The following is a 26011-nucleotide window of genomic DNA, read 5'->3' as shown; positions in this document are numbered from 1 at the left end:
GAAACGTCGCCAACTACTTTAGTATGTTGGGGACGTTTCCTATATCATAATACAAAAAAGGTGAGTCTTTTGCACCATAATCGGTAAGTACAATACGATTTTAATTGCAAGTACAATATGAACTTAAATGTAAGCACAATATGATTTTAATACTTATTATAAAGAGAGTGCATTGATAGCACTGTAAATCTGAAATAAAATTTGGGGTAGGTGACATCATGAATTATGCAACAATTAAGCCATTTGATGTGGCTAATGGTCCTGGAGTAAGAGTATCTTTGTTTGTAAGTGGTTGTACCCATCACTGCAAAGGTTGTTTTAATGAAGTTGCTTGGGATTTTCATTATGGCGAGCCATTCACGGAAGAGACTATCGAACATATCCTTACTTTATTAAAGCCGGATTATATCGCTGGATTATCTTTACTTGGTGGAGAGCCGTTGGAATTTAAGAATCAGCTTGGGCTACTGCCACTATTACGTAGAGTAAAGGAAGCATATCCTGCGAAGAATATCTGGTGCTATAGTGGATATCTGTTTGATGTCGATATATTAGGTAAGATGGCCATGGAGCATCAGGAAACCAAAGAGTTAATATCTTATCTGGATGTATTAGTGGATGGAAAATTTATCGAAGAAAAGAAAAATATCAATCTTCGTTTCCGAGGTTCAGAGAATCAACGAGTTATATCGGTGAAAGAATCGCTTCGGTCAGAAAATATTATTTTATGGGATGGAGCTTCGAATGAATAAAATTTGGAACGGATTACGGTACGGTAATAAAAAGACAAAGAGTTATATTCTTGCGACTATATTCTTATTAGTATTCGGTAGCATTAGTATCGGATTTACGATAGCAAAAAAATCGCCGTTATGGGGGATGAGTGCGATATTTTGCTTTCTTGTTGCGTTTCTTTTTATTACTTCACTTTCGTTTCAAAAAACCGGGAAGCAAATCATGAAAAAAACTCGCGCAGAACTTGCGCTAAGTGATAACCCATCAACAGAGCAAAAAGAGGAAGAATCCATAGAAGAAAACATCTATGAAAAATATGATGAAGAGACTGTAAAAGGAATCTTCATAAAATATAAGGTAAACAAAGATCATAAACCAATTATGATTGATCTGTGTCAAAGTGAAAAAATCAGACAATGTCCTGCTTATATTTGGGCGGATCAAGGATATTTAAATCTCTTATTATTTGAAGAAGAGACGAGAAAGGTAACGATTCCTTTGTCAAAGGTTTCAAAAATAACCTATGAGAAGGGAGCGGTAGCAAATCCACTACTTGACTATGAGGGGTTTCAAAAGCCATCGTTTCTTCATATTGTTTTTTCCTCCTATCTACCAACTCTTTACGAGGATTCAAAAGATGGGAGAAAGGGATATCGAAAGAATTTATATGTTCTGGCACCAGACATCAAAGTAACCAACACTTCTGTTAGAACCGTAATGGATATGTTAAAACTTGATTTAAGTTATGAGGGAAGATTCGCTGATCCCGAAATGCATAATCCATATTTTGAGGCAGCATACTTGCTTAGTATCATGTTAAGGGATGGCGTTATTACGGTTTCTGAATTTAAAGGAAGAATCAAAAAGTTACTACAGAAGCTCACAGAAGCTAAGATAAGTAATGATGAATTTCATCTGTATATCAAACAGATGGTAAATGCAAGACTTATTACAAAAGAATATGCAGAGTATTATCTGTCTGCTAGGAAATAGGTAGATAAGCGATAAAGATAAGGATTTTTAGGTGGATTAATAAAAGGGAGGATGAATCATTTTGGATCGAAATATACCGCAACCAGGGCAACTATATCAACATTTTAAGGGCATGCTATATCAGATCATTACTGTTGCAAAGCACTCCGAAACAGGAGAAGAGCTTGTGATTTATCAAGCTCTTTATGGTGATTTTAAGACATATGCTAGACCTCTTTCTATGTTTCTTAGTGAGGTGGATCATGAAAAATATCCGAATGTGACGAGGCAATATCGATTTACCCATAAGTTAAGAGAGGATCTTAATAGGGAAGCCGTACAGAATAAGAATGCAGATTCAAATAGCATGGCGAAGGCAAAGTTTGACACTCAAAATAAGGACTTATCAACGGAACAGTTAGCTAAGAATGAGTGTTTGATAGATAAAGTTAAGAAAGAACCATCAGGAACAACAGATAATTCTTCAAAGTATGAAGTGCATCCGGAAGCAAATCTTGATCTTATGTCATTTCTTGATGCCAAAGATTGCGAGGAGAAACTTGAAATTTTATATAGTATAAGAAAAAATATCGATGAGCGTACGATGGGAAATATCGAAATTGCCCTCGATTTGCCAGTTTTTGAAGGTACGATTGAAGAGCGTGTTGATATCGTCAAAAACAAACTTCAAATGATGGCAAAATATGAAAATCGACGTCTAAGATAAAGTCAAAAAATCAGTCTATTAATACCGATGATAAATGACATTAATAACGCTTATAAGCATTGATTTTACTAGAAAAAAAGCAATAATTATTATACAGAAACTATCAAAAAAACTACTGTCTTTTTGTACATTTAACCGAAATTTTACGCTAGAGCCTTAAAGTAAGAAAAAGCCCTTGCCTTATTTTGTTGCTACGATATAATTAAAATTGCAACAGCGAAAAAGTGGTTGCTTAAAACGCAGGGTAAGGTGTTTGCACAAGGAGGATAATTAACATGACAAAGTTAGAACAACTTTATGAAGGTAAAGCCAAGAAAGTGTACAAAACCGACGTTGAGGATGTATTGATCGTAGATTACAAAGATGATGCAACCGCATTCAACGGTGAGAAGAGAGGAACTATTGTAGGAAAAGGCGTGATTAATAACAGAATGTCTAACTACATAATGAAGCAGTTAGAAAAAGAAGGCGTGCCAACTCATTATATTGAAGAGTTAAGTGATAGAGAGACCGCCGTAAAGAAAGTTCAGATTGTTCCACTTGAAGTTATTATTCGTAATGTATCCGCAGGAAGTTTTGCGAAGAAGTTAGGAATGGAAGAAGGCAAGAAGTTATTATGTCCTACCTTGGAATTTTCATATAAAGACGATGCACTTGGAGATCCAATGATTAATTCATCTTATGCAAGAGCACTTGGTCTTGCTACTCAGGAAGAGATTGATACGATTTCTAAGTATGCATATAAAGTAAATGAAGTAATGATAAAGTATTTTGAAAGCATTGGTATAGAGCTAATTGATTTTAAGATTGAATTTGGTAGATATCATGATCAGATCATTCTTGCCGATGAGATTTCTCCAGATACTTGCCGCTTATGGGACATTAAGACCCGTGAGAAATTAGATAAGGATCGTTTCCGTAGAGACCTTGGTAATGTTGAGGACGCTTATCAGGAAGTATTTAAAAGACTTGGAATTGAATAATATTTTACAATGATGTAAAAGGGGTTGACGCAAAAACATGCGACATCCCCTTTTGTTACTCATTTTCACAGCAATGAAAGCAGTTTAGCATTAGAAAGGAAAAGGCGATGGCAGAAAGAATCAATGAATTGATCTCAGAGGAAATCCATGAAGAATGCGGTGTTTTTGGCGTCTATGATTTGGATGGTGGAGACGTAGCAGGTTCGATTTATTACGGCCTTTTCGCATTACAACATCGTGGACAGGAGAGCTGTGGTATTGCGGTTAGTGATACACTAGGACCTAAGGGTAGAGTTTCCTCGATGAAGGGAATGGGACTGGTGAATGAAGTTTTTACGCCAGAAGGTTTAGAGTCACTTCGCGGGGATATTGGTGTGGGGCATGTTCGGTATTCTACTGCGGGAGCAAGTAATATTGCAAATACTCAGCCGCTTGTATTAAACTATGTAAAAGGTACTCTTGCACTTGCTCATAATGGGAATATTGTGAATGCGCCTGAGTTAAGAAAAGAATTAGAATATACCGGAGCAATTTTTCAAACAACGATTGATTCTGAAGTTATTGCATATCATATTGCAAGAGAGCGATTAAAGACAGCAAATGTAGAAGGTGCTGTGAAGAATGCAATGCTGAAGATAAAAGGTTCCTATTCCTTGATTGTTATGAGCCCACGTAAGTTAATAGGGGCAAGAGATCCGTTTGGTTTTCGACCTCTTTGTATTGGAAAAAGAGAAAATACGTATATTCTTGCGAGTGAAAGTTGTGCTCTTGATGCTGTGAATGCAACATTTATTCGGGATGTTTTACCAGGTGAGATTGTAACCATTACGAAAGAAGGAATATTATCAGATACCTCTATGTGCCAAACAAAGAAGGCAAAGTGTATCTTTGAATATATTTATTTTGCAAGACCAGATAGTAAGATTGATCAAGTTAGTGTTTATAACAGTAGAATTATGGCAGGACGTATCTTAGCTCAGGAGCATCCTGCGGAGGCAGATTTGGTAGTTGGTGTTCCGGATTCAGGAAACGCAGCGGCGATGGGATTTGCTATGGAGACAGGGATTCCATATGGCATGGCATTTGTGAAGAATAGTTATGTCGGACGAACCTTTATTAAGCCTAAGCAAGCGATTCGTGAGTCCAGCGTTAGAATTAAATTAAATGTGCTACAAGAAGCAGTAAAAGGGAAAAGAGTAGTCATGATAGATGATTCAATTGTTAGAGGTACTACTTGTGCAAGGATTGTCGGTATGTTAAAAGCAGCAGGAGCAAAGGAAGTTCATGTTAGAATAAGCTCTCCGCCATTTTTATATCCATGTTATTTTGGTACCGATGTACCATCGGATGATCAATTAATTGCACATAATAATACCGTAGAACAGATTTGTAAGATTATTGGTGCCGATTCTTTAGGATATCTGTCTGTGAATCGCCTTAGTGAATTAATTGAGGGTGATTTAGGATATTGTGATGCATGTTTTACTGGGCGTTATCCTATCGATCCTCCGACGGAAGATATCCGTGGAGAATACGATGCTTAAAGAGTCTGCTTGTGTTTTAATGGTAACAAATGAAAACAAAAGCATTACCTAAAACAATTGTAGAACTAAAAAAAGTACTACACTAAAAGCATTACCTTAGAACAGTCTGTTGTAGGAACTATAGTATGAATAATAAATGAAAACAAGAGATAGGAAAGGTTGGTTTACAATGAGTCAAGATAACTATGTAAGTCCGTTGTCAGAACGATATGCAAGCAAGGAGATGCAATACATCTTTTCACCAGACATGAAATTTCGTACTTGGAGAAAACTTTGGATTGCATTAGCAGAAGCTGAGCATGAGCTTGGTTTACCAGTGACCAAAGAACAAGTAGAAGAATTAAAAGCGCATCAAGACGACATTAATTATGAGGTGGCGAAAGAAAGAGAACGTTTGGTTCGCCATGACGTAATGTCACACGTATATGCGTATGGTGTTCAATGCCCAACTGCAAAAGGAATCATTCACCTTGGAGCTACTTCCTGTTATGTTGGTGATAATACGGATATTATTGTTATGACAGAAGGTTTAAAACTGGTTAAGAAGAAGCTAGTTTGTGTTATGGAAGAACTATCGAAATTTGCTATGGAATATCGTGATCTCCCAACACTTGCATTTACCCATTTTCAACCAGCACAGCCAACAACTGTAGGTAAAAGAGCAACTCTATGGTTACAGGAATTGGTACTTGATTTAGAAGATCTCGAGCATACCTTATCTTGCATGAAATTACTTGGTTCAAAAGGAACCACAGGCACTCAGGCAAGCTTTTTAGAATTATTTGATGGTGATCATGAGAAGATAAAGAAGTTAGATGCGCTGATTGCAAAGAAGATGGGATTTGAGGATTGTTTTGCAGTTTCTGGTCAGACATATTCCAGAAAGGTAGATACGAGAGTTTTAAATGTACTTGCAGGAATTGCAGCAAGTGCTCATAAATTTAGCAATGATATCCGTTTACTTCAGCATTTAAAAGAAATTGAAGAGCCATTTGAAAAAAATCAGATTGGTTCCTCCGCAATGGCATATAAAAGAAATCCTATGAGAAGTGAGCGTATCGCCTCCCTGGCTCGTTATGTCATGGTTGATGCCTTAAATCCAGCAATTACATCGGCTACACAGTGGTTTGAAAGAACCTTAGATGACTCTGCAAATAAACGTCTTAGTGTACCAGAAGCATTCCTTGCAATCGATGGTATCCTTGACTTATATATGAATGTCGTAGATGGCTTAGTAGTTTATCCAAAGGTAATTGAAAAACGCCTAATGTCAGAACTTCCATTTATGGCGACTGAAAACATTATGATGGATGCTGTGAAAGCTGGTGGCGACCGTCAAGAACTCCATGAAAAGATCCGTACTCTTAGCATGGAAGCTGGTCGTAATGTAAAAGAGCTTGGATTAGAGAATAACCTCTTAGAATTAATTGCAGCAGATCCTGCCTTTAATATGACCTTAGAGGACTTGAAAAAGGTAATGGAACCATCACGCTATACCGGAAGAGCCAAAGAGCAAACCGAAGAATTTATTGAGTTAGTACTTCGACCTATCCTTGAAGAGAATAAAGAGTTACTTGGGTTAAAGGCTGAAATTAACGTATAAATCTATCAAGCATTATAGTGAAATGAATTGATTAATTGCATTTTAAGTTGTGCAAAATTACCTAATTTTATATTCAAGAGAAAGAATTTAACATGATCCACCCAGTAGCTGCATATAATAGGCTATTGGGTGGTGATTTTTTGATGTATATTAAGATTTTTACAAATGATGCACTACAAGAAGAAGTGCAGGACTATTCACGGTGGCAGACACTCAATGGGGATTATGTAGTAATATCTAAGGTTGGTAATGCTTATATCGAACGCTGCCTCGATATGTTGGCTCAGTTTTCAGCGAAGTATCCCAAGCATCCAAATTACGATATTTGGCAACGTTATATTCAACATTTCGAGGAGGAGTTATTTTCTAGAAGGATAAGATTTGTTAGCACTTGTAGTGCTACATAGGAAACGTGAAGCACTGATTAGCAGGAAGGTTGTGGGGAACCATTCCTGCGGTCAGTTTGGAAAAGACTTTAACAAATCATTTAAAGAAGATTCAAAACGGATGTCATCTTGGGCAGTCCGTTTTTTATTATATTTGCATCGGGAGTTTTGCTTCCCATGACGACGTTGCTCTTTTGCGATATGACGTTCAAATAGCATTTGATTAATGTTATCGTTGGTAAATATCTTTCCGCTTGGATGCAATGCTTTTGCTTTCTTACCAAGTGCCATTGCTGCCACTCCATAATCCTGTGTAATTACGATATCGTTAGGATTGGTTTGATTTAGAAGTGCAAAATCAACTGCATCGGGTGCTTTACTCACGGTAATTACTTTACTATAGTCTGAGTATAGTTCATGACTAGTATCAATAAACATGATAACTTCGATTTGATGGATCTTTGCGATTCGTTCAATAATTCCCTTCACTGGGCATGCGTCTGCATCCACTACAATTTTCATAGCACCTCCTAATTCGCTTTCTTTATTATATTATAGTCTAAAGCTTCTACATAAATGTTTTATAGTAGTGAAAAATTAAATATCCTTTTAACCTTTCTCTCGTTATAGTATAATATACTAAGATTGAGTAGACAACATGAGTAATAATTTTATTTAGACAAATATAATTTCATTTGATGCTTTATAATTGGTACTGATAAAGCGTAAACTTTTAGGAAAAGATTCCATAATGTTACGAGAATGATAGGAGGTAGCGATGAGTGAGATGGAATTAGAGTATAAAAAAATTGTGAAAAGACAAAGGATTTTTTTTCGCACTGGTAAGACAAAGCAAATAGATTTTAGAATTCAAGCACTACGGAAACTTCAATCTGAGATACAAAAGCGGGAAGCAGAAATTATGGAGGCTTTAAAGAAGGACTTAAATAAGTCGAATTTTGAAGCTTATATGACGGAAATCGGTATGGTACTTGATGAAATACGGCATTGTATTGCACATGTGAGAAAATGGGCGAAGCCAAAAAAAGTGAGAACACCACTAGCACAATTCCCATCAAAAAGCTTTACTATCCCGGAACCCTATGGTGTTGTACTAATCATGTCTCCTTGGAATTATCCATTTCAATTATGCATTGAGCCATTAATTGGAGCTCTTGCAGCAGGGAACTGTGCAGTGTTAAAGCCATCAGCCTATGCAGCAGAGACGTCAAAAATAATCAATACACTAATCAGTGCTTGCTTTCCCAAGGAGTATGTCACGGTAATTGAAGGCGGTAGAAAAGAAAATCAGGGGTTACTCGCTACTGAGTTTGATTATATTTTCTTTACCGGAGGTGCCCACGTTGGTAAACTTGTTATGGAGGCAGCAGCCAAATACTTAACCCCGGTATCCTTGGAGCTTGGAGGAAAAAGCCCTTGTATCATTGAGAAAACAGCTGATATTAATCTTGCAGCTAAGCGTATTGCGTTCGGTAAATTCCTCAATTCAGGGCAAACTTGTGTTGCTCCTGATTATGTTTTTGTTCAGAAAGAGATTGAAGAAGAATTTCTTTGCAAAATGGGAATGTGGATACACAAATTCTTTGGGGAGGAACCCTTAAAGAATGAAAATCTTCCTAAAATAATTAATGACCATCATTATCATAGATTACTTTCACTCCTTGAAGGAGAAGATATCGTAATCGGTGGGAAGGGACAGGAGAACGAACGGAAAATTGAACCAACAGTTCTAAAGAATGTGTTGGCGGAATCAAGTATTATGAAAGAGGAGATTTTTGGGCCAATCCTTCCTGTATTTACTTATCAAACAATAGAAGAGGTAATTGAATATGTAACAGGACATCCAAAGCCATTGGCATGCTATTTATTTACAACGAATGTGCAGATAGAAAAGAAAGTCTTAAAACACATCTCTTTTGGTGGTGGATGTGTGAACGATACGATCATTCATCTTGCAACACCATATATGGGATTTGGTGGTGTTGGTGCTAGTGGAATGGGAAGTTATCATGGAATTGAAAGTTTTCGTACGTTTAGTCATACGAAGAGCATTGTGAAAAAAGCGAATTGGCTTGATCTTCCGATGAGATATCATCCATATACGGAGAAGAATCTAAAGATGATTCGTAAATTCTTAAAATAAGGAGTGATCCTATGGCAAATGCCAATCTGGAATACTATAAAATATTTTACTATGTCGCCAAAGAAGGCAGTATTTCGTTGGCGGCCAAACGGGTATGTATTTCACAACCTGCGGTCAGTCAGGCAATAAAACAATTAGAAAATGTTCTTAATTGTCAACTCTTTGTTAGAGTAGCGAAAGGAATGCGTTTAACCAAGGAGGGAGAAGTTTTATATCAATGTGTGAAGCAAGGATATGAACTTATCCTAAAGGGGGAGGAACGCTTAGAGCGGATGCTAAATCTAGAGTCTGGAGAAATTAGAATTGGAGCTTCTGATATGACATTGCAATACTATTTGCTACCTTATCTAGAAAAGTTTCATATCCAGTATCCTAAGATAAAGGTAATCGTAACCAACGGACCTACGCCAGAGACACTTACCTTTTTACAAGATGGACAAATTGATTTTGGTATCGTAAGTGAGCCATTTTCTTTACCGGATGACTATAGTGTACTTAAGGTTAAAGAAATCAAGGATATCTTTGTAGCTGGAAAACGATTTGATTATCTTAGAGGTCAGACCATAGATTATAAAGAGCTTACCGAGCTTCCTGTGATATGCTTAGAAAATGATACTAGTACGAGACGATATGTAGATGAATACTTAAGTTCACATGGCGTTGTTTTATCACCAGAGTTTGAATTAGCAACGAGCGATATGATAGTGCAGTTTGCGAAAAGAAGTCTAGGAATTGGATTAGTTGTGGAAGATTTCGCAAGTGAACTAATGAAACAAGGTGAATTATTTGAGGTGAAATTAAAGACAGATATTCCAAGCAGACATTTTTGTGTCGTTGAAAATCAGAGGTTTACACATTCTACTGCTGCGAGGAAGCTTCTTGCATTACTAAAGGAAAGTAAGTATAATAAAATATAGCATTTACCAATGACAAACTTAGGGCTTAGATTCTGAGTGTAATTTTTGACAAGTAAAAGATCACGAAGAGTACTTTTGCATGTTTATTATTGTTTTGGGTAGGATAAGTTGAAAGAAATGAAATTATTTTGTACAGATATAATCTAAGATATTAATTTTATTAACTCAACTAAGATATGCTTAGCACACATGAATAGAGAAAAAAGATAAAACAACTTATTAGATACTGTGAGGCAGATTCTAATAAAAGGTGTGGTATATGTGATGTATGTTACCTATCGGAATATAATTTAGTTCTGAAAGATATTACAAAATAAGCACCAGAAAGGATAAGATTATGAAAGAGAAAAAGAGTGTAGAAGGTTTAAAAAACAAAGAATCCAACAAGAATGCTTGGTTAAAGTATACGGATGCAGAGCTGAAAAAAGTTGAGAAATTAAGTGAAGGTTATAAAGAATTTATATCGGATTGTAAGACAGAGCGTGAATGTGCGCTTGAAGTGATTCGACAGGCTGAAAAAGAAGGATACAAGGATTTAATGTCATTAACAAAAGTTAAGCCTGGTGATAAGGTATACTTTAATAACATGGATAAAGCAGTAGCCTTATTCTTAGTGGGTAGTGAACCTTTAGAAAAAGGTATGAAGTTACTCGGAGCTCATATTGACTCTCCGCGTATTGACTTAAAGCAGGTTCCTCTGTATGAAGATACCGAGATGGCATTATTTGATACTCACTATTATGGTGGAATTAAAAAATATCAGTGGGTAACCCTACCACTTGCTATCCATGGTGTTGTTGTGAAGAAGGATGGCACAAAAGTAAACATCGTAATAGGTGAAAAAGACAGTGATCCAGTAGTTGGTATTACTGATTTACTAGTACATTTATCCGCAGAGCAGATGGATAAGAAAGCTGCTAAGGTGGTAGAAGGCGAAGACTTAAATGTTCTTATCGGTAGCCTACCATTAAAGGGTGAGGAGAAAGAATCGGTAAAAGGTAATATTCTTAAGCTATTAAAAGAACTCTATGACATCGAAGAGGCTGATTTCTTATCCGCTGAGTTAGAAGTTGTACCAGCTGGTAAAGCACGTGATTTTGGTATTGACCGTAGCATGGTGATGGGATATGGACAAGACGATAGAGTTTGCTCTTATACCTCTATGAAAGCATTATTTAAACTAGATCAGATTGATCGTACTGCAGTTTGCTTATTAGTTGATAAGGAAGAGGTAGGTAGTGTCGGTGCAACCGGTATGCATTCCAAATTCTTTGAAAATGCAGTTGCAGAATTAATGGATAAGATGGGAGAATACTCTGAACTAAAATTAAGAAGAGCGTTCCAAAATTCACATATGCTTTCTTCCGATGTTAGCGCAGCATTTGATCCTAACTATCCAGCAGTGATGGAAAAGAAAAACTCTGCTTACTTTGGTAGAGGTATCGTATTTAACAAATACACTGGTGCCAGAGGAAAATCCGGTTGTAACGATGCAAATCCAGAGTTTATTGCTTCCTTACGTGCAGCAATGGAAAAACATGATGTTAACTTCCAAACAGCAGAACTAGGAAAAGTAGATCAAGGCGGCGGTGGAACAATCGCTTATATTATGGCACAGTATAACATGGAAGTAATTGATAGCGGTGTCGCAGTATTAAATATGCATGCTCCATGGGAGATTACAAGTAAAGCAGATATCTACGAAGCGATGAGAGGATATGAGGCGTTCCTACGTGAGATGTAAGTGTGAAAAGTAATTCTAAGCCAGTAAAATACACTGACTAAGAATTTCTAATTTCACACAGAAGTTTGTGCCTGCGTTATCCTCGGCACAAACTTCCAGCCTACTGAGAGGGCATATATGAAGTGTGAATGGGGAAAAATAATTCACACAGATACTTGTGCCTGCATCGTACCAAATATCCAGCTTATGAAGCGGGCTTGTTTTTAAGGTTGAAGAGTTGATAGAAAAGAACTTCCAACCTTGTAGCTATAATCAGCCAAATATGTAGGCATATCTGGTTGATTTGTTCGTATATAAAAATGACAAGGTTAGAATGGAGTTTATATGTCAGTAACAATAAAGATAAAAAAAGTAAGAGACAATGCAATGTTACCAACAAGAGGTAGTGTAGAGGCAGCAGGATATGATTTATACGCATGTTTAGACACAGATGCTTGCGAAATAAAACCACATGAAACGGTTAAAATAGGAACAGGGCTAGCAATTGAAGTTCCTACTGGATACTTTGGAGGAATTTTTGCAAGAAGTGGAATTGCTGCAAAGAACGGATTACGCCCAGCAAACTGTGTCGGTGTTGCAGATAGTGATTATCGTGGTGAATATATTATTGCACTTCATAATGACACTGATGTAGTTCAAACGATTGCAAATCACGAACGAATTGCACAACTTGTGGTAATGCCGTATTTATCCGTTGATTTTCAAGAAGTTGAGGAATTAACTGACACAGTACGTGGAGATGGTGGTTTCGGTAGTACCGGGACAAAGTAATAAAAAAGTAAAAAATGTATAATTATGACTTATATGAAATATAATAAACATTGATTTTACTTATGTATTAGGCTACGGTATAATACATAAGTAATAGGGCATTGTAGCATAACTGTTACAATGCTTTTTTTATTCTTTGGAAAATTTGAAACAGAGTTTATTTTGTAGTTTAGCTTAAGGAGGAACAATATTATGGTAAAAGCAATTGTTGGTGCTAACTGGGGAGATGAGGGAAAAGGTAAGATAACAGATATGCTTGGTCAGGAATCAGACATTATTGTACGTTATCAAGGTGGTAGCAATGCAGGACATACGATTATTAATCAATATGGTAAGTTCGCACTTCACTTACTTCCTTCTGGGGTATTTTATGACCATACAACCTGCATCATCGGAAACGGGGTTGCTTTAAATATTCCTTACTTATTGAAAGAGATAAAATCAATTGTTGATCGTGGGGTTCCAATGCCTAAAATTTTGGTTTCTGATCGTGCTCAGATTATGATGCCATATCATATTCTGTTTGATCAATATGAAGAAGAAAGACTTGGAGGAAAGTCTTTTGGTTCCACAAAGTCTGGTATTGCGCCTTTTTATTCAGATAAATATGCGAAGATAGGTTTTCAGGTATCCGAATTATTTGATGAGGAGGAGCTGAAAGAAAAAGTAGAACGTGTCTGTGAAATGAAAAATATCTTATTAGAGCATATGTATCATAAACCATTAATTGATAAGAACGAACTATTTAAGACTCTGATTGAATACCGCGATATGGTGGCTCCTTATGTAGCAGATGTTTCTGCCTATTTACATGAAGCAATGAAGGAAGGTAAGAATATCTTATTAGAGGGACAGCTTGGAGCATTAAAAGATCCTGACTTTGGTATCTATCCAATGGTAACTTCCTCTTCTACATTAGCAGCTTACGGTGCAATTGGTGCCGGTATTCCACCATATGAAATTAAAGAAATTGTAACCGTTGTAAAAGCGTATTCTTCTGCAGTAGGAGCTGGTGAATTTGTCAGTGAAATCTTTGGAGAAGAAGCTGATGAACTAAGAAAGCGTGGTGGAGACGGCGGTGAATTTGGAGCAACCACAGGTAGACCAAGACGTATGGGTTGGTTTGATGCTGTAGCAAGTCGATATGGATGTAGAATGCAGGGGGCAACCGAGGTAGCCTTAACAGTATTAGATGTTCTTGGTTATTTAAAGGAATTACCAGTTTGTGTTGGTTATGAAATCGATGGAGTAGTTACGAAAGATTTCCCTACAACGGTTAAATTAAAGAAAGCAAAACCAGTATATGAAGTGCTTCCAGGCTGGGAATGTGATATTCATGGTATAAAAACATATGAGGAACTTCCAGAAAATTGCAGAAAGTATATTGAGTTTATTGAAAGAGAATTAGAAGTTCCTGTTACTTTAGTGTCCAATGGTCCTGGACGTGACGACATAATTCGTAGAAAATAAATGATAGAAAGCTTTTAACAGGGGAGTTAAAGTAGATATATAACAAAGAAGAATACAAAGCTATAGAGATCTTGTATCATATAAATTTACTGGGTACGGTTGACTTAAGGTCGCCGTTCTCAGTATTTTTTTTATGACAAGGAAAAGTTCGCGAAGCGTACTTTTTATTGTTCATGTAAAGTAGAAGCTTGCGATGTATACTCTTATTTGATAATTGTTATGTTTGAATATTCAATTTGAAAACATTGAATTATTACTACTTTAGTGGGGTATATCATAGAGAGAAACGATAGGTATGGAAAAATAAAAAGAGCAGCGTTAGAATAAACAAGGAGCGTTTAAGAAGCAAGCAGTAGATTGCTTTATTAATGTATAAAAAGGACTAAAACGGGAAGAAATAATACCGTTTTAGTCCTAATAATAGATCAATTAGAAAATAAATTATAGTTCTAGTTATTCAACGATCTTAATATTTTCTATAAAACCGTCGCTGTAATGTAATTCATAATCGGAAGTGATAAAAACAGCATAGGTATCTGGTAACGAGTTTATCAATTTCATACCTTCTTCTAAACCCAGTGCAAAACAAGTAGTACTTAACGCATCCCCATCTACAGAGTCTTTCGAGATGATTGTTACCGAAGTAAGGTCATTTTCATAAGGATACCCAGTGGCTGGATTTAATATATGATGATAATTCTTCCCGTCTACTGTAAAAAATCGTTCATAGATACCAGACGATACAACAGATAAGTCACGGATCTCCATGACAGCAATCGTTTCGTTACGATCTTTAAATGGTTTTTGAATTCCTACCAAGAAAGCAGAACCATCTGGCTTATCACCAACACACAAAATGTTACCACCCAAATTAATAATTGCGCTATTAACACCTTTTGAAATTAAAAATTCTTTCATCTTATCAGCAATATATCCTTTTGCAATAGCACCTAAATCAACGCCCATACCCTCTTTATCGAAGGTAACCGTATTGCCATCTATTTTTAAATATTGATAACCAATATGAGTTAACGCTTCCTCTATTTCTTCCTGACTTGGAAGGCGTGCCTCTTTTGTACCAAAATTCCAGAGACTTGTAAGTGGTTCCAGTGTTAAATCAAAAGCACCATTCGATAGTTGACTGTAATGAAATCCAGCTGTTAGGAGCTCTTTTGTTTCATCAGAAATCGTATAACTATTATGTCCCTCTTCATTTAGCTTATAGATTTCACTTTCCTTCTTTGTTCGGCTTAACAGGTTTTCATAATAATCGCATAGTTGGAACGCTTCGTCAATGATACTCTCGTCTTGACTGTCATATAATGTAATGGACACAACTGTATTTAACTTGAATGAAGTCTTGGATATTGGAGTAGTAGCTTCTAGTTCCGTTACTGTTGGTGTAGCTTCAATTTCTGTTACAGTAGGTGTAGGTTTCACTGAATCTTCAGATGGGGTATTTTCGGAACAGGAACTTAAAGTTATCATAACGGTACCTAGTGTTATTAGCGTGCAACACCTAATTACACTTTTTTCTAAAAAAGTTTTATGGTCTTGATTTGATTTATAGTTTTTTCGTTTTAATGTCTTAATTGTACGGTATTTTCTCATAAAGAAGCTCCTTAAAAATAGTAGATTCATTGTAAGGGATTGTTTGATTACTGTCAAGGTATGCAAATAATTTCTATACTTATATGTCGAAGTGGTTTCTTAATACTTTAGCTTTCTATAAAATAAATGGTAATATATGCCGATAAAAATATTAAAATGGTGATATAATGGAAAAATTAAGGCGATTAACTTGGGAATATACAAAATAACCCAATAATTATAGTATTTACGCATAGGCCATTTCATGTTATTATATTAACAAGATGATACTCGCTATTAGTTTGGAGATTTATCATCCATGGAGCGCTTAATGCAGAAGGGGGGAGGAAACCCTAATGCAAACGTTGCTTATACAATCATTAGAACATATTATTGGTGGAGGATGTAACAATGAGAAACAATAAGAGATGGATTGCCGTTACGGCACTTGCAGGCATTACTGCTGCAGCTTTAATTACTGCTGTCGTTGTAAAGAATAATCTAAACAAAGGACCAGAAGGAGCAATCGAAATTGTTCAAGAAGGTACCGACATGGGAATTAAACAGGTTCAAGTATTAAAGGATAAGTCAGGAGCTGTTACTGGTTATACAGTAAATGTAGAGTCCAAAGGCTTTGGCGAAACCCCAATGGAATTAGCAATCAGTTTTAATGCCGAAAAAGATACAATTACAGGTATTGAAGTAGTTTCCCATTCTGAGACTGATGGCTTTGGTGCAAAGATGACACAGCCAGAATTCTTAGATCAATTCAAGGGTGTTAAACTTCCTATTTACATTCCAGGTGTTAGTTTAACTTCTGCATCCTCTAAGGTAAATGATGTTGCACCTATGACTACATCTTCTACCTTAAAAGATGGTACTTATGAAGTGATAGCTGATGAAGCAAGCAATGGCTGGACTAGTAAATTATCTATGACAGTAGCAGGTGGAGCAATCACTGAAGTAGTTTGGGATTGTGTTGATGCCGATGGAAATTTAAAGAGCGTTCAAGCGAAGAATGGCGAATATGTAATGACAGAAGATGGTCCTAACTGGGCAGAACAAGCGGAAAGTTTAGCTCAATATGTGATTGAAAATCAGGGATTAACAGGTCTTACGATAGATGAAGCAGGTAAAACCGACGTTGTAGCAAGTGTAAGTATTTCTATCGGTGATTTTGTTGCACAGGTGGAGGAATGTTTAAAACTTGCCTCTGGTACACAGGTAGAAACTACATTAAAAGATGGAACTTATGAAAAAGTTGCTGCAGAAGCAAGCAATGGCTGGACCAGCAGTGTAAAATTAACGGTTGCCGATGGAAAGATTACAGATGTAATCTGGGATTGTGTTGATGCAGACGGAAACTTAAAGAGTGTTCAATCTCAAAATGGCGAATATGTAATGACAGAAACTGGTGCAACCTGGTATGAACAAGCTCAGGCACTTGCACAATATGTCATAGAGAATCAAGGAACAACTGGACTTACACTAGATGAGAGTGGAAAGACAGATGTTGTTGCTACCGTAAGTATTTCTATCAATGAGTTCGTAGACCAGGTAGAAGATTGTCTTCGTCAGGCAGCGGGCGCAGAGACTGTTGCATTAAATGACGGAACTTATGAAATAGTAGCAGATGAAGCAAGCAATGGCTGGTTAAGTAAATTAAGCTTAACAGTAGCTGGTGGAAAGATTACAGACGTCGTTTGGGACTGTGAAGACGAAAACGGAAACTTAAAGAGTATTCAGTCTCAAAACGGTGAGTATGTGATGACAGAAGATGGTGCAACATGGTATGAGCAGGCTCAGGCACTTGCACAGTATGTTATTGCTAATCAGGGAACCACTGGTCTTACTCTTGATGAGAGTGGAAAAACTGATGTAGTTGCTACCGTAAGTATTTCTATCAATGAATTTGTTGATCAGGTAGAAGAAGCTATTCGTCAGGCTGCTGGTGTGAAAGAAGAAGTGAAATTAAACGATGGTACTTACGAAATCGTAGCAGACGAAGCTCATAACGGCTGGTTAAGTAAATTAAGTTTAACAGTAGCTGGTGGTAAAGTTACAGATGTAGTTTGGGACTGTGAAGATGAGAGCGGAAACTTAAAGAGCATTCAGTCACAAAACGGTGAGTATGTAATGACAGAAACTGGTGCAACCTGGTTTGAGCAAGCTCAGGCACTTGCAAAATATGTGATCGAGCATCAGGGAACCACAGGACTTACCTTAGATGAGAATGGAAAGACTGATGTTGTTGCAACCGTAAGTATTGACATTACGGAATTTGTAAATCAGGTGGAAGAGGCACTTCGTCAGGCAGCTGGGGAAGCAAAACCTGAAGAGCCTGAGAAGGAAGAAGAACCAGAAGTAGTAGACGGTACTAAGGTAGACGGTATCTCAGGTGCTACTATAACAACAAAGGCTATATTAGTTGCAATTAACAATGCACATGATTATCTTGTTAATTATGTAAGTGAGTAATATATCAATAATTAAACGGTAGTAATAAAGTAACAAGAGAAAGCACGCTTCGCGAACTTTTTCCTTGTCATTAATTAAAGCGTCACCAAATGGCTTTGACCAGCTATCTGGTGACGCTCTTTTAGTAGAATAAAAATTAAGCTTCGTAGGGCCGTGTTGATCTTTTAGAAAGTGCTGAAGTTTACGAGCAAATTGCCTCAGAACAATGTGCTAAGTTAGAGCCTCCTTATAGTAGGTTGAGAGGTCACTATTCTAACTGTCAGCTTACACATAACTCAAGGTTATAATAAAAGCGAGAAATATATCAAAACTATAGTACATTAGCTTGACAAAGCGATATACTGTTGCTACAATAATTAGTAAATTTAAAACAGGAAAGCGAGTAAGACTGCGAATCCGGAAGTGGAGTATCTTATGAGAAAGATGGTTTTATCTATTTTGGTAGAAAACACTGCTGGTGTACTTAGCCGTGTGTCAGGCCTCTTTAGTAGAAGAGGTTATAATATTGATAGCTTGACCGTTGGTGAAACTGAGAATCCTGCATTCTCTAGGATGACAGTCGTGGTGAGCGGGGAAGAACAGATCTTAGAGCAGATTAGAAATCAACTTCAAAAGCTTGAAGATATTGTGGAGATAAAAGAACTACATAGTGAAGAGTCCGTTTGTCGTGAGCTAATTTTAGTTAAAGTTCAAGCAGGAGAATCTGAACGCAAAGATGTAATTGCGGTAGCAGATATTTTCCGAGCTAAGATAGTCGATGTAGCCAAAGAGTCCCTAATGATTGAATTGACGGGAAATCAGGCAAAGATTGATGCATTTATTAAGTTATTAGATGGTTTTAAAATTTTAGAAATCGTAAGAACAGGGATTACTGGATTACCGAGAGGTTCTGGTGACATCGCTGATTACGTATAATTGGTATGCCCGCTTGTTTAGTAAGAGAGCTTAACAGGTTGAACATAGAATAAAGTAATTTTATTTAGGAGGATAATAGAATGGCAAAGATTTATTACCAACAGGATTGTAACCTTTCTCTACTTGAGGGAAAAACAGTAGCTGTCATCGGTTACGGCAGCCAAGGACATGCACATGCACTTAATATGAAGGAGTCCGGTGTACATGTTATTATCGGCTTATATGAGGGAAGTAAGTCATGGGCTAAAGCAGAAGCAGCAGGCTTAGAAGTATATACAGCTGCAGAGGCAGCTAAAAGGGCTGATGTGATTATGATTCTTATCAATGATGAAAAGCAAGCAAAGATGTACAAAGAGTCTATCGAGCCAAACTTAGAAGCAGGAAATGCACTAATGTTTGCTCATGGTTTTGCAATTCATTTTGGTCAAATCATTCCTCCTAAGAATGTCGATGTTTTAATGATCGCTCCAAAAGGTCCTGGACATACCGTAAGAAGTCAGTATCAAGAAGGACAGGGTGTACCTTGTTTGATCGCTGTTCATCAGGATGCTACAGGCAAGGCACATGAATTAGGTCTTGCATATGCACTAGCAATTGGTGGTGCAAGAGCAGGTGTTCTTGAAACAACATTCCGTGAAGAGACTGAAACAGATCTTTTTGGTGAGCAGGCAGTTCTTTGTGGTGGTGTTACAGCATTAATGAAGTGTGGCTTTGAAGTTCTTGTCGAAGCTGGATATGAACCAGAAAGTGCATACTTTGAGTGTATCCATGAGATGAAGTTAATTGTTGACTTAATCAATGAAAGCGGCTTTGCAGGTATGAGATATTCTATCTCTAATACAGCAGAATACGGTGATTATATAACCGGACCAAAGATTATCACAGAAGATACTAAGAATGCAATGCGTCAGGTCCTAAAAGACATTCAGGAAGGTGTATTTGCACGTAACTGGTTACTTGAGAATCAGATTGGATGTACAAACTTTAATGCAAGAAGAAGAATGGAATCTGAGCATCAGCTTGAAAAAGTTGGCGCTGAGTTAAGAAGCTTAATGAGCTGGACTCAGAAGAAAAAGTTAATCGACAACTAATATAAATAGTTATTTGATAATCTTTCATAATAAAATAAAAGTTAGTTTACCACAAATTATTCCCAAATATATTTTGAAAAGGCTGTTCTATAAAAAGACTTCCTTTTAAGAAAAACAACTCGGATAAATCTTAGAAAGCCCTGTACTTTTTAAGGAAATATCCGAGTTGTTTTTGTTGCATCTATTGGATTACATTCTATAACTTTCTCAACTATAATACACTTATCTTATAAAATTTACTTAACCACAACATACATATCTTCTAAAACTTTCCGAACCACAACATACTAATCTTCTAGAATTTCCTCAACTACAACTTACATAGATTCTAAATCATATCTCTATAAAATATCTTGCTTTCATAGCCTTCTTTTTTGGATAGAAATAGTTTCTTTGAGAGTATGATAACTAGTATAATTGAACTACTTTATGATAAGAAAGATGTTTTTTCTGTAGGAAAAACATATTGCGAGTTCCAGTATATCGTGGTATCCTATGGTAGCGTTAATGGTTAAAATATTAAACAAGGAAGTAGGTTAGTTAAAAGCTACTTTTCTACTGACATTGTTATGTGTTAGCACAAAATGTCTACGATAAAAAAGGCGTAAGAAGCGTCAGAATAGAGGTTAAAATGGCTAGATCAAGCGCAAAAGATATGACGCAGGGGAGTCCAACCAAATTAATACTTTTCTTCTCCATACCATTACTGATAGGGAATGTAGTCCAACAGCTCTATAGTATGACTGACACAATCATCGTTGGTCAGTGTCTTGGCTCAAATGCGTTAGCAGCAGTAGGTACAACGGGACCGCTAAGTTTTTTGATTTTAGGTTTTGTTATTGGAATTACAGGAGGAATCGCAGTAATAGCTGCACAACGTTTTGGTGCGAAAGATGAGGAAGGATTAAGGCGCTCCGTTGCTACTTCCATCATGCTTGGAATTTTTATCACGGTTGTTATGACGGTACTTGCAGTATTGCTTGCAAAACCATTATTACGACTGATAAATACACCAGATACAATATTACAAGAGGCATACGATTATATTATAGTAATTTTTCTAGGTGTGTTTGCTTGTATGCTCTATAACATGATAGCGTGTCTGCTTCGCGCAATTGGAGATAGCAAGACACCGCTTTATTTTTTGGCGGTTTCTTCTGTTTTAAATATAGGACTTGACTTTTTATTTATTCTTACCTTTGATATGGGGGTAGCAGGGGCAGCTTGGGCTACCGTAATATCTCAGTTTTTATCTGGTCTTGCTTGTGTAATTTATACTTATGTAAAATATCCAATGCTTCATTTATCAAAGAAGGACTTTAAGCTGGACCTAAGATTTGCCTGGAAACATTTGCAGATTGGATTACCAATGGCATTTCAGTTCTCGATTACAGCAATTGGCGTGATTATCTTACAAGGCGCACTTAATCTTTTTGGAGAAGATAAGATTGCGGCATTTACCGCTGGTTCAAAAGTGGAACAGTTGGTAACACAGCCAGCAGGAACCTTTGGCGTTACCATGGCTAATTATGCAGGACAGAATTTAGGGGCGAATCGAATTGACCGAATTAAAGTCGGTGTTAAAAAGTGTGCGATGCTAACCCTTTCTTTTGCTGTACTAGCAATGATACTCTTACAAATTTTCTCAAAGCCATTATTATATTTATTTGATGTTGGAGATAACCAAGCAATCATGGATGCTGCGTTAATGTATTTACGATTATGCTCTATCTTTTTCCCATTCTTATTCCTAATCTTTGTATATCGAAATGTATTACAAGGAGTCGGAAAAAGTTTTATGCCTTTAATGGCAGGAGTCTTCGAATTGGTAGCTCGTTCTGTTGCAGCATTTGTACTACCTGGATTGATTGGATATGCTGGTATTTGTCTTGCAGGACCAGCAGCTTGGGTAGCAGCAGCTGTTTTACTTTTTGTATCCTATCATATTGTTATGAAACAGGTTGAAAAACAATATGCAAGGAAAGTAAGTTAAACATAAGGAAAGTGAGTTAAGCTATTGACAAACTTTCTCATTAGGTTATAATAATTAGTGTGCATATGCACAATAAATATTAAAAATGTATCTTAGCTAGCTGGTATTAGCGAGTGCGTAAACGCGAATAGATATACTCGCCAAAGGAAAGTGCGTGCGCACCCTCGCTAGTGTAGTAAATGTTTTATAGGAGTGAATATGCCTAGAAATGGAGTATGCAGGCGGGTGTGTGCGGATTTTCAGAATAAAGTATTTACACCTGCAAGCGGAAAAAAAGAGTATGTAACACTGAATGTAGAAGAGTTGGAAGCACTCAGGCTTTGTGACCTTGAGGGGTTAGAGCAGGAAGATGCAGCAGGCAGAATGCAGGTATCAAGAGGAACTTTTCAACGTATTCTATACTCAGCAAGAAAAAAGAGTGCAGAGGCATTATGCGATGCAAAAGGCGTTTTGGTTGAAGGAGGAAATTACTCCATAGCAACCTCGCATTGCGATTGCAAAAAGCGATGTAAAGTCTGTAAGATGGAAAAGGAAGAGACTCCAAACCATAAAGAGACTAAAAACGCAGAATCTAGAACATAAAGGAGATAACACATGAGCGAACAAGTATATGAACAACAAAGCAGCTGTTCCAGCAATTGTAGTAGTTGTAGCTCCAATTGTAGTTCAAGAAAACCATCCAAGGAAGATTTTTTAGCACCGATGAATCAGTATAGTCGTGTGAAGAAAGTGATAGGTATTGTGAGTGGAAAGGGTGGTGTAGGAAAATCCACCGTAACATCTTATCTTACAGTTCTTATGAATCGTATGGGTTATAAGACTGCAGTTTTAGATGCAGATATCACAGGACCTTCTATTCCGAAAGCATTTGGTATTCATAAGAAAGCAGAAGCCAATGAACTTGGTATTTTACCTGCAATCACGAAAAATGGAATCGAAGTAATGTCAGTAAACTTACTATTAGAGGATGAAGAAACTCCTGTCGTTTGGAGAGGACCTGTAATTGCGGGTACGGTAAAGCAGTTTTGGTCTGACGTGGTATGGGGTGAAGTTGATTATCTTTTTGTTGATATGCCACCAGGAACTGGTGATGTTCCTCTCACTGTATTCCAATCACTTCCACTAGATGGCATTATTATTGTTACTAGTCCTCAGGAATTGGTATCTATGATTGTATCAAAAGCAGTTAACATGGCAAATGCAATGGATATTAAGACCTTAGGTTTTATAGAAAATTATTCTTATTTAGAGTGCAATAACTGTAAAGAGAAGATAAGCGTGTTTGGAGAAAGTCATATTGATGAAATCTCAGCGAAATTCGGAGTACCTGTACTGGCTAAGCTTCCAATCAATCCAGAAATTGCAAAGACAATTGATGCTGGGAAAGCAGAAGAATTACAGGGTGATTGGCTAGATGAGGCAGCTAAAACACTTGCTAAATTACTTCCAGTAGAATCAAAAACAGCAAAAATCAAAAAGAAGATAGCTGTGACAACAGATGAGAATCATAATGTATTCCAACATTTTGGTCATTGTGAAACCTTTACTGTTTTTGAAGTAGAAGGAAACTCATTGATAGCTAAAACTACCCTTAAAAATGCAGGTAGTGGTCATGCTGCAACTGTAGATTTATTAAAAGAAATGGGTGTGGATGTTGTAATTTGTGGTGGAATTGGTAGCGCTGCAATGGGTCTTTTAATGGATGAAGATATCCTGGTGGTACCTGGAATGCAAGGTGATATTGATGTTGCTGTAGCTTCTTTCTTAGATGGAGCAACAAAACCATCCACGGAAGCGAACTGTGATCACCATGATCATAAAGACGGAGAGCATAATTGCAGTGGTGGATGTTCTTGTGGCAGTTGTCATTAAGAAAAGTATTGCTTCAAGAGGAAGAATATCATCTTTTTGAAGATATGGAAGACATTAGGAATTGAAAAATTGTAATTTATAAAAGTGTTGACAGATAAATTATAAAATTGTTTGTTGACATATGAAAATATACGTAGTATAGTATGTAAGGAATTAAACTTCGGTAGGTGAGGCTACCGCAGGGATATGGATTGCTACCGCGAAATAATGGAGACACTATTAGTTGGTTAGCAGGTTGTGTCGAATCAAGGCATAACCTAACGCAATTTCAAGGCACCTAAATGGATGCCATGCCCTGCGATGCTAAAGCTTGAACGGTTGATTGTTGCGAATACGTGAATTCGTAAGCCTTGTTCTTTTGCCGAAGATTTTGGTAAAAGTGCAGGGCTTTTTTTGTTGTAATGGGTATAATGATATGTAGTGTATCCAACAACAAAAGCGAAGACTATGTTTTTTATAGAAAGAGAGGTGAGGAGAATGGACGATGGCAGTTGCAGTAGTAGCGGCATAAAACCAAAGAGGCGTAACGTCAAGGGGAAACAGTTAAATAAAGCAAAGTCACTGAAAACCCCATATGCACAAGAAGTATGTGCAAAAATAGAGGTTGAATTGACATCGTCTCTTCTCCTTGGCGTGCAATAAGGGTGGCTATCAATTAAGATGCCTATGGTTTTATGCCAACTTGAGTGAAAATGATAGGAGGGCATAACCATGCAAGAAAAAGTATTACAGTTATTAGAAAGTAAACGTTACAATGAGTTAAAAGAAGTTTTAGAAACTATAAATAGTGCTGATATCGCACAAATATTAAGTGAAGTTAAGAATGAAGATATGATTTTACTATATCGGTTCTTATCAAAAGATACGGCAGTAGAAACCTTTTCCTATATGGAAACTGAGCTACAAGAACGTTTGATTCATGCTATGACAGATAATGAGTTACATGATGTTATGGCAGAACTCTTCTTAGATGATACAGTAGACTTAATCGAAGAGATGCCAGCGAATATTGTAAAGAGGATATTAAGACAAACTCATCCAGATCAACGAAAGCTAATCAATGAGTTTTTAAAGTATCCATCCGATAGTGCTGGAAGCGTTATGACCATTGAGTTTATTGATCTTAAAGCAACGATGACGGTCGATGAAGCATTTGCAAAAATCAGAAAGATTGGATTGGATAAAGAAACTATTTATACCTGTTATGTTCTTGATGAGAGCAGAAGGTTACAAGGAATAGTAACAGTAAAAGACTTACTCCTTGCAACGAATGATACAATTCTATCAGATATCATGGAGACCAATCTTATTACGTTAAATACGCATGATGATAAAGAGGAAGTAGTAAGAAAATTTGATAAATATGATTTTCTTGCACTACCAGTCGTGGATCAGGAATTTCGATTAGTAGGTATTATTACCATTGATGATGCGATAGATGTAATGCAGGAAGAGAATACGGAAGACTTTGAACGTATGGCAGCACTGGCACCATCTGAGGATACTTATTTTCGTACTTCTGTATTTCAACATGCCAAGAACCGTATTGTTTGGTTATTAGTGTTAATGCTTTCAGCTACAGTTACTGGTATGCTGATAACGAAATACGAGAATGCATTTCAGGCAATTCCACTGTTGGTTGCTTTTATTCCGATGTTAATGGACACTGGTGGAAATTGTGGTTCCCAAAGTTCTACCCTTGTTATTCGTGGTATGGCGCTTGATGAAATTCGTTCTAAGGATATGTTCCGTGTATTCTTTAAAGAAATTCGTGTTGCAGCCTTAGTCGGTGTTATGCTAGGTTTTGTTAATGCATTACGTATTTTAATACAGTATCAAGATCCAGTATTAGCATTGGTGGTTGGTCTTACCTTAGTTGCGACCGTATGCCTATCAAAAGCAATTGGTTGTATGCTTCCTATGTTTGCAAAACGTTTAAACCTAGATCCTGCATTAATGGCAGCTCCGTTAATCACCACTATTGTAGATACTTGCTCCATTATGATTTACTTTTCCATTGCGATGAGGATTATGAATCTATAGGTATTCGCTGCGT

At 36.9% G+C, this 26011-nt stretch carries 22 protein-coding genes, 1 pseudogene and 1 riboswitch; of the genes and pseudogenes, 21 read left to right on the top strand and 2 right to left on the bottom strand.

From position 1 onward, the window contains the following. The first annotated feature begins 218 nt into the window (after positions 1–218). From nrdG to CC92_RS0106410, 7 genes are all read left to right on the top strand, one after another. Complete coding sequence (gene nrdG / locus CC92_RS0106440; RefSeq protein WP_029503776.1) at positions 219–752, top strand: anaerobic ribonucleoside-triphosphate reductase activating protein; 534 nt, start codon at positions 219–221, stop codon at positions 750–752. Then, positions 745–1728 (top strand): hypothetical protein, encoded by a 984-nt coding sequence (locus CC92_RS0106435; protein ID WP_029503778.1) that lies wholly within the window; start codon positions 745–747, stop codon positions 1726–1728. Before nrdG ends, CC92_RS0106435 begins: the two co-directional genes overlap by 8 nt. Before the next feature lie 112 nt (positions 1729–1840). Beyond that, positions 1841–2434, top strand: coding sequence for a DUF1653 domain-containing protein (locus tag CC92_RS0106430; protein WP_081842032.1), 594 nt, complete (start codon positions 1841–1843; stop codon positions 2432–2434). Positions 2435–2709: 275 nt separating this feature from the next. Next, the gene (gene purC / locus CC92_RS0106425; protein WP_029503782.1) at positions 2710–3417 is read left to right on the top strand and encodes a phosphoribosylaminoimidazolesuccinocarboxamide synthase; all 708 of its coding nucleotides are present in this window, start codon (positions 2710–2712) and stop codon (positions 3415–3417) included. Between the two features lie 107 nt (positions 3418–3524). Further along, complete coding sequence (gene purF / locus CC92_RS0106420; protein WP_029503784.1) at positions 3525–4961, top strand: amidophosphoribosyltransferase; 1437 nt, start codon at positions 3525–3527, stop codon at positions 4959–4961. Between the two features lie 169 nt (positions 4962–5130). Continuing rightward, complete coding sequence (purB, locus tag CC92_RS0106415; RefSeq protein WP_029503786.1) at positions 5131–6564, top strand: adenylosuccinate lyase; 1434 nt, start codon at positions 5131–5133, stop codon at positions 6562–6564. A gap of 143 nt (positions 6565–6707) precedes the next feature. Beyond that, positions 6708–6971, top strand: a complete 264-nt coding sequence (locus tag CC92_RS0106410; protein WP_155998400.1) for a hypothetical protein — start codon at positions 6708–6710, stop codon at positions 6969–6971. A 51-nt stretch (positions 6972–7022) separates the two neighbouring features. Here CC92_RS0106410 and CC92_RS0106405 read toward each other — a convergent pair whose 3' ends face one another. Beyond that, positions 7023–7472 carry a YaiI/YqxD family protein gene (locus tag CC92_RS0106405; protein ID WP_029503789.1) on the bottom strand — a complete coding sequence of 150 codons (450 nt, stop codon included), beginning with the start codon at positions 7470–7472 and terminating at the stop codon, positions 7023–7025. 256 nt (positions 7473–7728) lie between these two features. On the opposite strand from CC92_RS0106405, the gene CC92_RS0106400 reads away from it, so the two are divergent. The 5 genes from CC92_RS0106400 (at position 7729) to CC92_RS0106380 (ending at position 14016) form a co-directional block, all read left to right on the top strand. After that, positions 7729–9114, top strand: a complete 1386-nt coding sequence (locus CC92_RS0106400) for an aldehyde dehydrogenase (protein ID WP_029503790.1) — start codon at positions 7729–7731, stop codon at positions 9112–9114. A gap of 11 nt (positions 9115–9125) precedes the next feature. Continuing rightward, complete coding sequence (locus CC92_RS0106395) at positions 9126–10031, top strand: LysR family transcriptional regulator (RefSeq protein ID WP_029503791.1); 906 nt, start codon at positions 9126–9128, stop codon at positions 10029–10031. 337 nt (positions 10032–10368) lie between these two features. Beyond that, positions 10369–11775 carry an aminopeptidase gene (locus tag CC92_RS0106390; protein ID WP_029503792.1) on the top strand — a complete coding sequence of 469 codons (1407 nt, stop codon included), beginning with the start codon at positions 10369–10371 and terminating at the stop codon, positions 11773–11775. Positions 11776–12099: 324 nt separating this feature from the next. Then, complete coding sequence (gene dut / locus CC92_RS0106385) at positions 12100–12546, top strand: dUTP diphosphatase (RefSeq protein WP_029503793.1); 447 nt, start codon at positions 12100–12102, stop codon at positions 12544–12546. A 192-nt stretch (positions 12547–12738) separates the two neighbouring features. Continuing rightward, entirely contained in the window at positions 12739–14016 is a 1278-nt protein-coding gene (locus CC92_RS0106380) for an adenylosuccinate synthase (RefSeq protein WP_029503794.1), read from the top strand. A gap of 453 nt (positions 14017–14469) precedes the next feature. Here CC92_RS0106380 and CC92_RS20795 read toward each other — a convergent pair whose 3' ends face one another. Continuing rightward, positions 14470–15627: an FAD:protein FMN transferase gene (locus CC92_RS20795; RefSeq protein ID WP_034218448.1), complete on the bottom strand. Its 1158-nt coding sequence runs from the start codon at positions 15625–15627 to the stop codon at positions 14470–14472. Positions 15628–16017: 390 nt separating this feature from the next. Between CC92_RS20795 and CC92_RS21490 the strand changes: the two genes are divergently transcribed. The 9 genes and pseudogenes from CC92_RS21490 (at position 16018) to mgtE (ending at position 25998) form a co-directional block, all read left to right on the top strand. After that, entirely contained in the window at positions 16018–18084 is a 2067-nt protein-coding gene (locus tag CC92_RS21490) for an FMN-binding protein (protein ID WP_051650800.1), read from the top strand. Positions 18085–18498: 414 nt separating this feature from the next. Beyond that, positions 18499–18999, top strand: a complete 501-nt coding sequence (ilvN, locus tag CC92_RS0106355) for an acetolactate synthase small subunit (protein ID WP_029503796.1) — start codon at positions 18499–18501, stop codon at positions 18997–18999. Positions 19000–19079: 80 nt separating this feature from the next. Continuing rightward, positions 19080–20090 carry a ketol-acid reductoisomerase gene (ilvC, locus tag CC92_RS0106350; RefSeq protein ID WP_029503797.1) on the top strand — a complete coding sequence of 337 codons (1011 nt, stop codon included), beginning with the start codon at positions 19080–19082 and terminating at the stop codon, positions 20088–20090. Between the two features lie 631 nt (positions 20091–20721). Further along, positions 20722–22083, top strand: a complete 1362-nt coding sequence (locus tag CC92_RS0106345) for an MATE family efflux transporter (RefSeq protein WP_029503798.1) — start codon at positions 20722–20724, stop codon at positions 22081–22083. Positions 22084–22281: 198 nt separating this feature from the next. Beyond that, positions 22282–22665 carry a DUF134 domain-containing protein gene (locus CC92_RS0106340; protein ID WP_051650801.1) on the top strand — a complete coding sequence of 128 codons (384 nt, stop codon included), beginning with the start codon at positions 22282–22284 and terminating at the stop codon, positions 22663–22665. Positions 22666–22677: 12 nt separating this feature from the next. Further along, positions 22678–23526: pseudogene (locus CC92_RS0106335) on the top strand (P-loop NTPase); the annotation flags it as partial. A 45-nt stretch (positions 23527–23571) separates the two neighbouring features. Beyond that, on the top strand, positions 23572–23955 hold the full coding sequence (locus CC92_RS23475; protein WP_334290909.1) for a NifB/NifX family molybdenum-iron cluster-binding protein: 384 nt from the start codon (positions 23572–23574) through the stop codon (positions 23953–23955). A gap of 152 nt (positions 23956–24107) precedes the next feature. Further along, positions 24108–24285, top strand: a riboswitch (M-box (ykoK) riboswitch). A gap of 147 nt (positions 24286–24432) precedes the next feature. Next, the gene (locus CC92_RS22475) at positions 24433–24597 is read left to right on the top strand and encodes a hypothetical protein (RefSeq protein ID WP_155998402.1); all 165 of its coding nucleotides are present in this window, start codon (positions 24433–24435) and stop codon (positions 24595–24597) included. Between the two features lie 69 nt (positions 24598–24666). Beyond that, positions 24667–25998 carry a magnesium transporter gene (mgtE, locus tag CC92_RS0106325; RefSeq protein ID WP_029503801.1) on the top strand — a complete coding sequence of 444 codons (1332 nt, stop codon included), beginning with the start codon at positions 24667–24669 and terminating at the stop codon, positions 25996–25998. The last annotated feature ends 13 nt before the right edge of the window (positions 25999–26011 follow it).

Origin of the sequence: Lachnoclostridium phytofermentans (assembly GCF_000733755.1) — a bacterium.
Lineage (GTDB): Bacteria > Bacillota > Clostridia > Lachnospirales > Lachnospiraceae > Lachnoclostridium > Lachnoclostridium phytofermentans_A.
This window is presented reverse-complemented; position numbering and strand designations above follow the sequence as displayed.

Excerpts from the sequence above, each read along its gene's own strand:
- purB (WP_029503786.1), top strand. The coding sequence starts at position 5,131 with ATGAGTCAAGATAACTATGTAAGTCCGTTGTCAGAACGATATGCAAGC.
- ilvC (WP_029503797.1), top strand. The coding sequence starts at position 19,080 with ATGGCAAAGATTTATTACCAACAGGATTGTAACCTTTCTCTACTTGAG.
- CC92_RS0106390 (WP_029503792.1), top strand. The coding sequence starts at position 10,369 with ATGAAAGAGAAAAAGAGTGTAGAAGGTTTAAAAAACAAAGAATCCAAC.
- CC92_RS22475 (WP_155998402.1), top strand. The coding sequence starts at position 24,433 with ATGGACGATGGCAGTTGCAGTAGTAGCGGCATAAAACCAAAGAGGCGT.
- ilvN (WP_029503796.1), top strand. The coding sequence starts at position 18,499 with ATGAGAAAGATGGTTTTATCTATTTTGGTAGAAAACACTGCTGGTGTA.
- CC92_RS0106435 (WP_029503778.1), top strand. The coding sequence starts at position 745 with ATGAATAAAATTTGGAACGGATTACGGTACGGTAATAAAAAGACAAAG.
- purC (WP_029503782.1), top strand. The coding sequence starts at position 2,710 with ATGACAAAGTTAGAACAACTTTATGAAGGTAAAGCCAAGAAAGTGTAC.
- CC92_RS0106405 (WP_029503789.1), bottom strand. The coding sequence starts at position 7,472 with ATGAAAATTGTAGTGGATGCAGACGCATGCCCAGTGAAGGGAATTATT.
- CC92_RS0106395 (WP_029503791.1), top strand. The coding sequence starts at position 9,126 with ATGGCAAATGCCAATCTGGAATACTATAAAATATTTTACTATGTCGCC.
- nrdG (WP_029503776.1), top strand. The coding sequence starts at position 219 with ATGAATTATGCAACAATTAAGCCATTTGATGTGGCTAATGGTCCTGGA.
- CC92_RS20795 (WP_034218448.1), bottom strand. The coding sequence starts at position 15,627 with ATGAGAAAATACCGTACAATTAAGACATTAAAACGAAAAAACTATAAA.
- CC92_RS0106345 (WP_029503798.1), top strand. The coding sequence starts at position 20,722 with ATGGCTAGATCAAGCGCAAAAGATATGACGCAGGGGAGTCCAACCAAA.
- CC92_RS0106340 (WP_051650801.1), top strand. The coding sequence starts at position 22,282 with ATGCCTAGAAATGGAGTATGCAGGCGGGTGTGTGCGGATTTTCAGAAT.
- CC92_RS0106430 (WP_081842032.1), top strand. The coding sequence starts at position 1,841 with ATGCTATATCAGATCATTACTGTTGCAAAGCACTCCGAAACAGGAGAA.
- mgtE (WP_029503801.1), top strand. The coding sequence starts at position 24,667 with ATGCAAGAAAAAGTATTACAGTTATTAGAAAGTAAACGTTACAATGAG.
- CC92_RS0106400 (WP_029503790.1), top strand. The coding sequence starts at position 7,729 with ATGAGTGAGATGGAATTAGAGTATAAAAAAATTGTGAAAAGACAAAGG.
- dut (WP_029503793.1), top strand. The coding sequence starts at position 12,100 with ATGTCAGTAACAATAAAGATAAAAAAAGTAAGAGACAATGCAATGTTA.
- CC92_RS0106410 (WP_155998400.1), top strand. The coding sequence starts at position 6,708 with ATGTATATTAAGATTTTTACAAATGATGCACTACAAGAAGAAGTGCAG.
- CC92_RS21490 (WP_051650800.1), top strand. The coding sequence starts at position 16,018 with ATGAGAAACAATAAGAGATGGATTGCCGTTACGGCACTTGCAGGCATT.
- purF (WP_029503784.1), top strand. The coding sequence starts at position 3,525 with ATGGCAGAAAGAATCAATGAATTGATCTCAGAGGAAATCCATGAAGAA.
- CC92_RS0106380 (WP_029503794.1), top strand. The coding sequence starts at position 12,739 with ATGGTAAAAGCAATTGTTGGTGCTAACTGGGGAGATGAGGGAAAAGGT.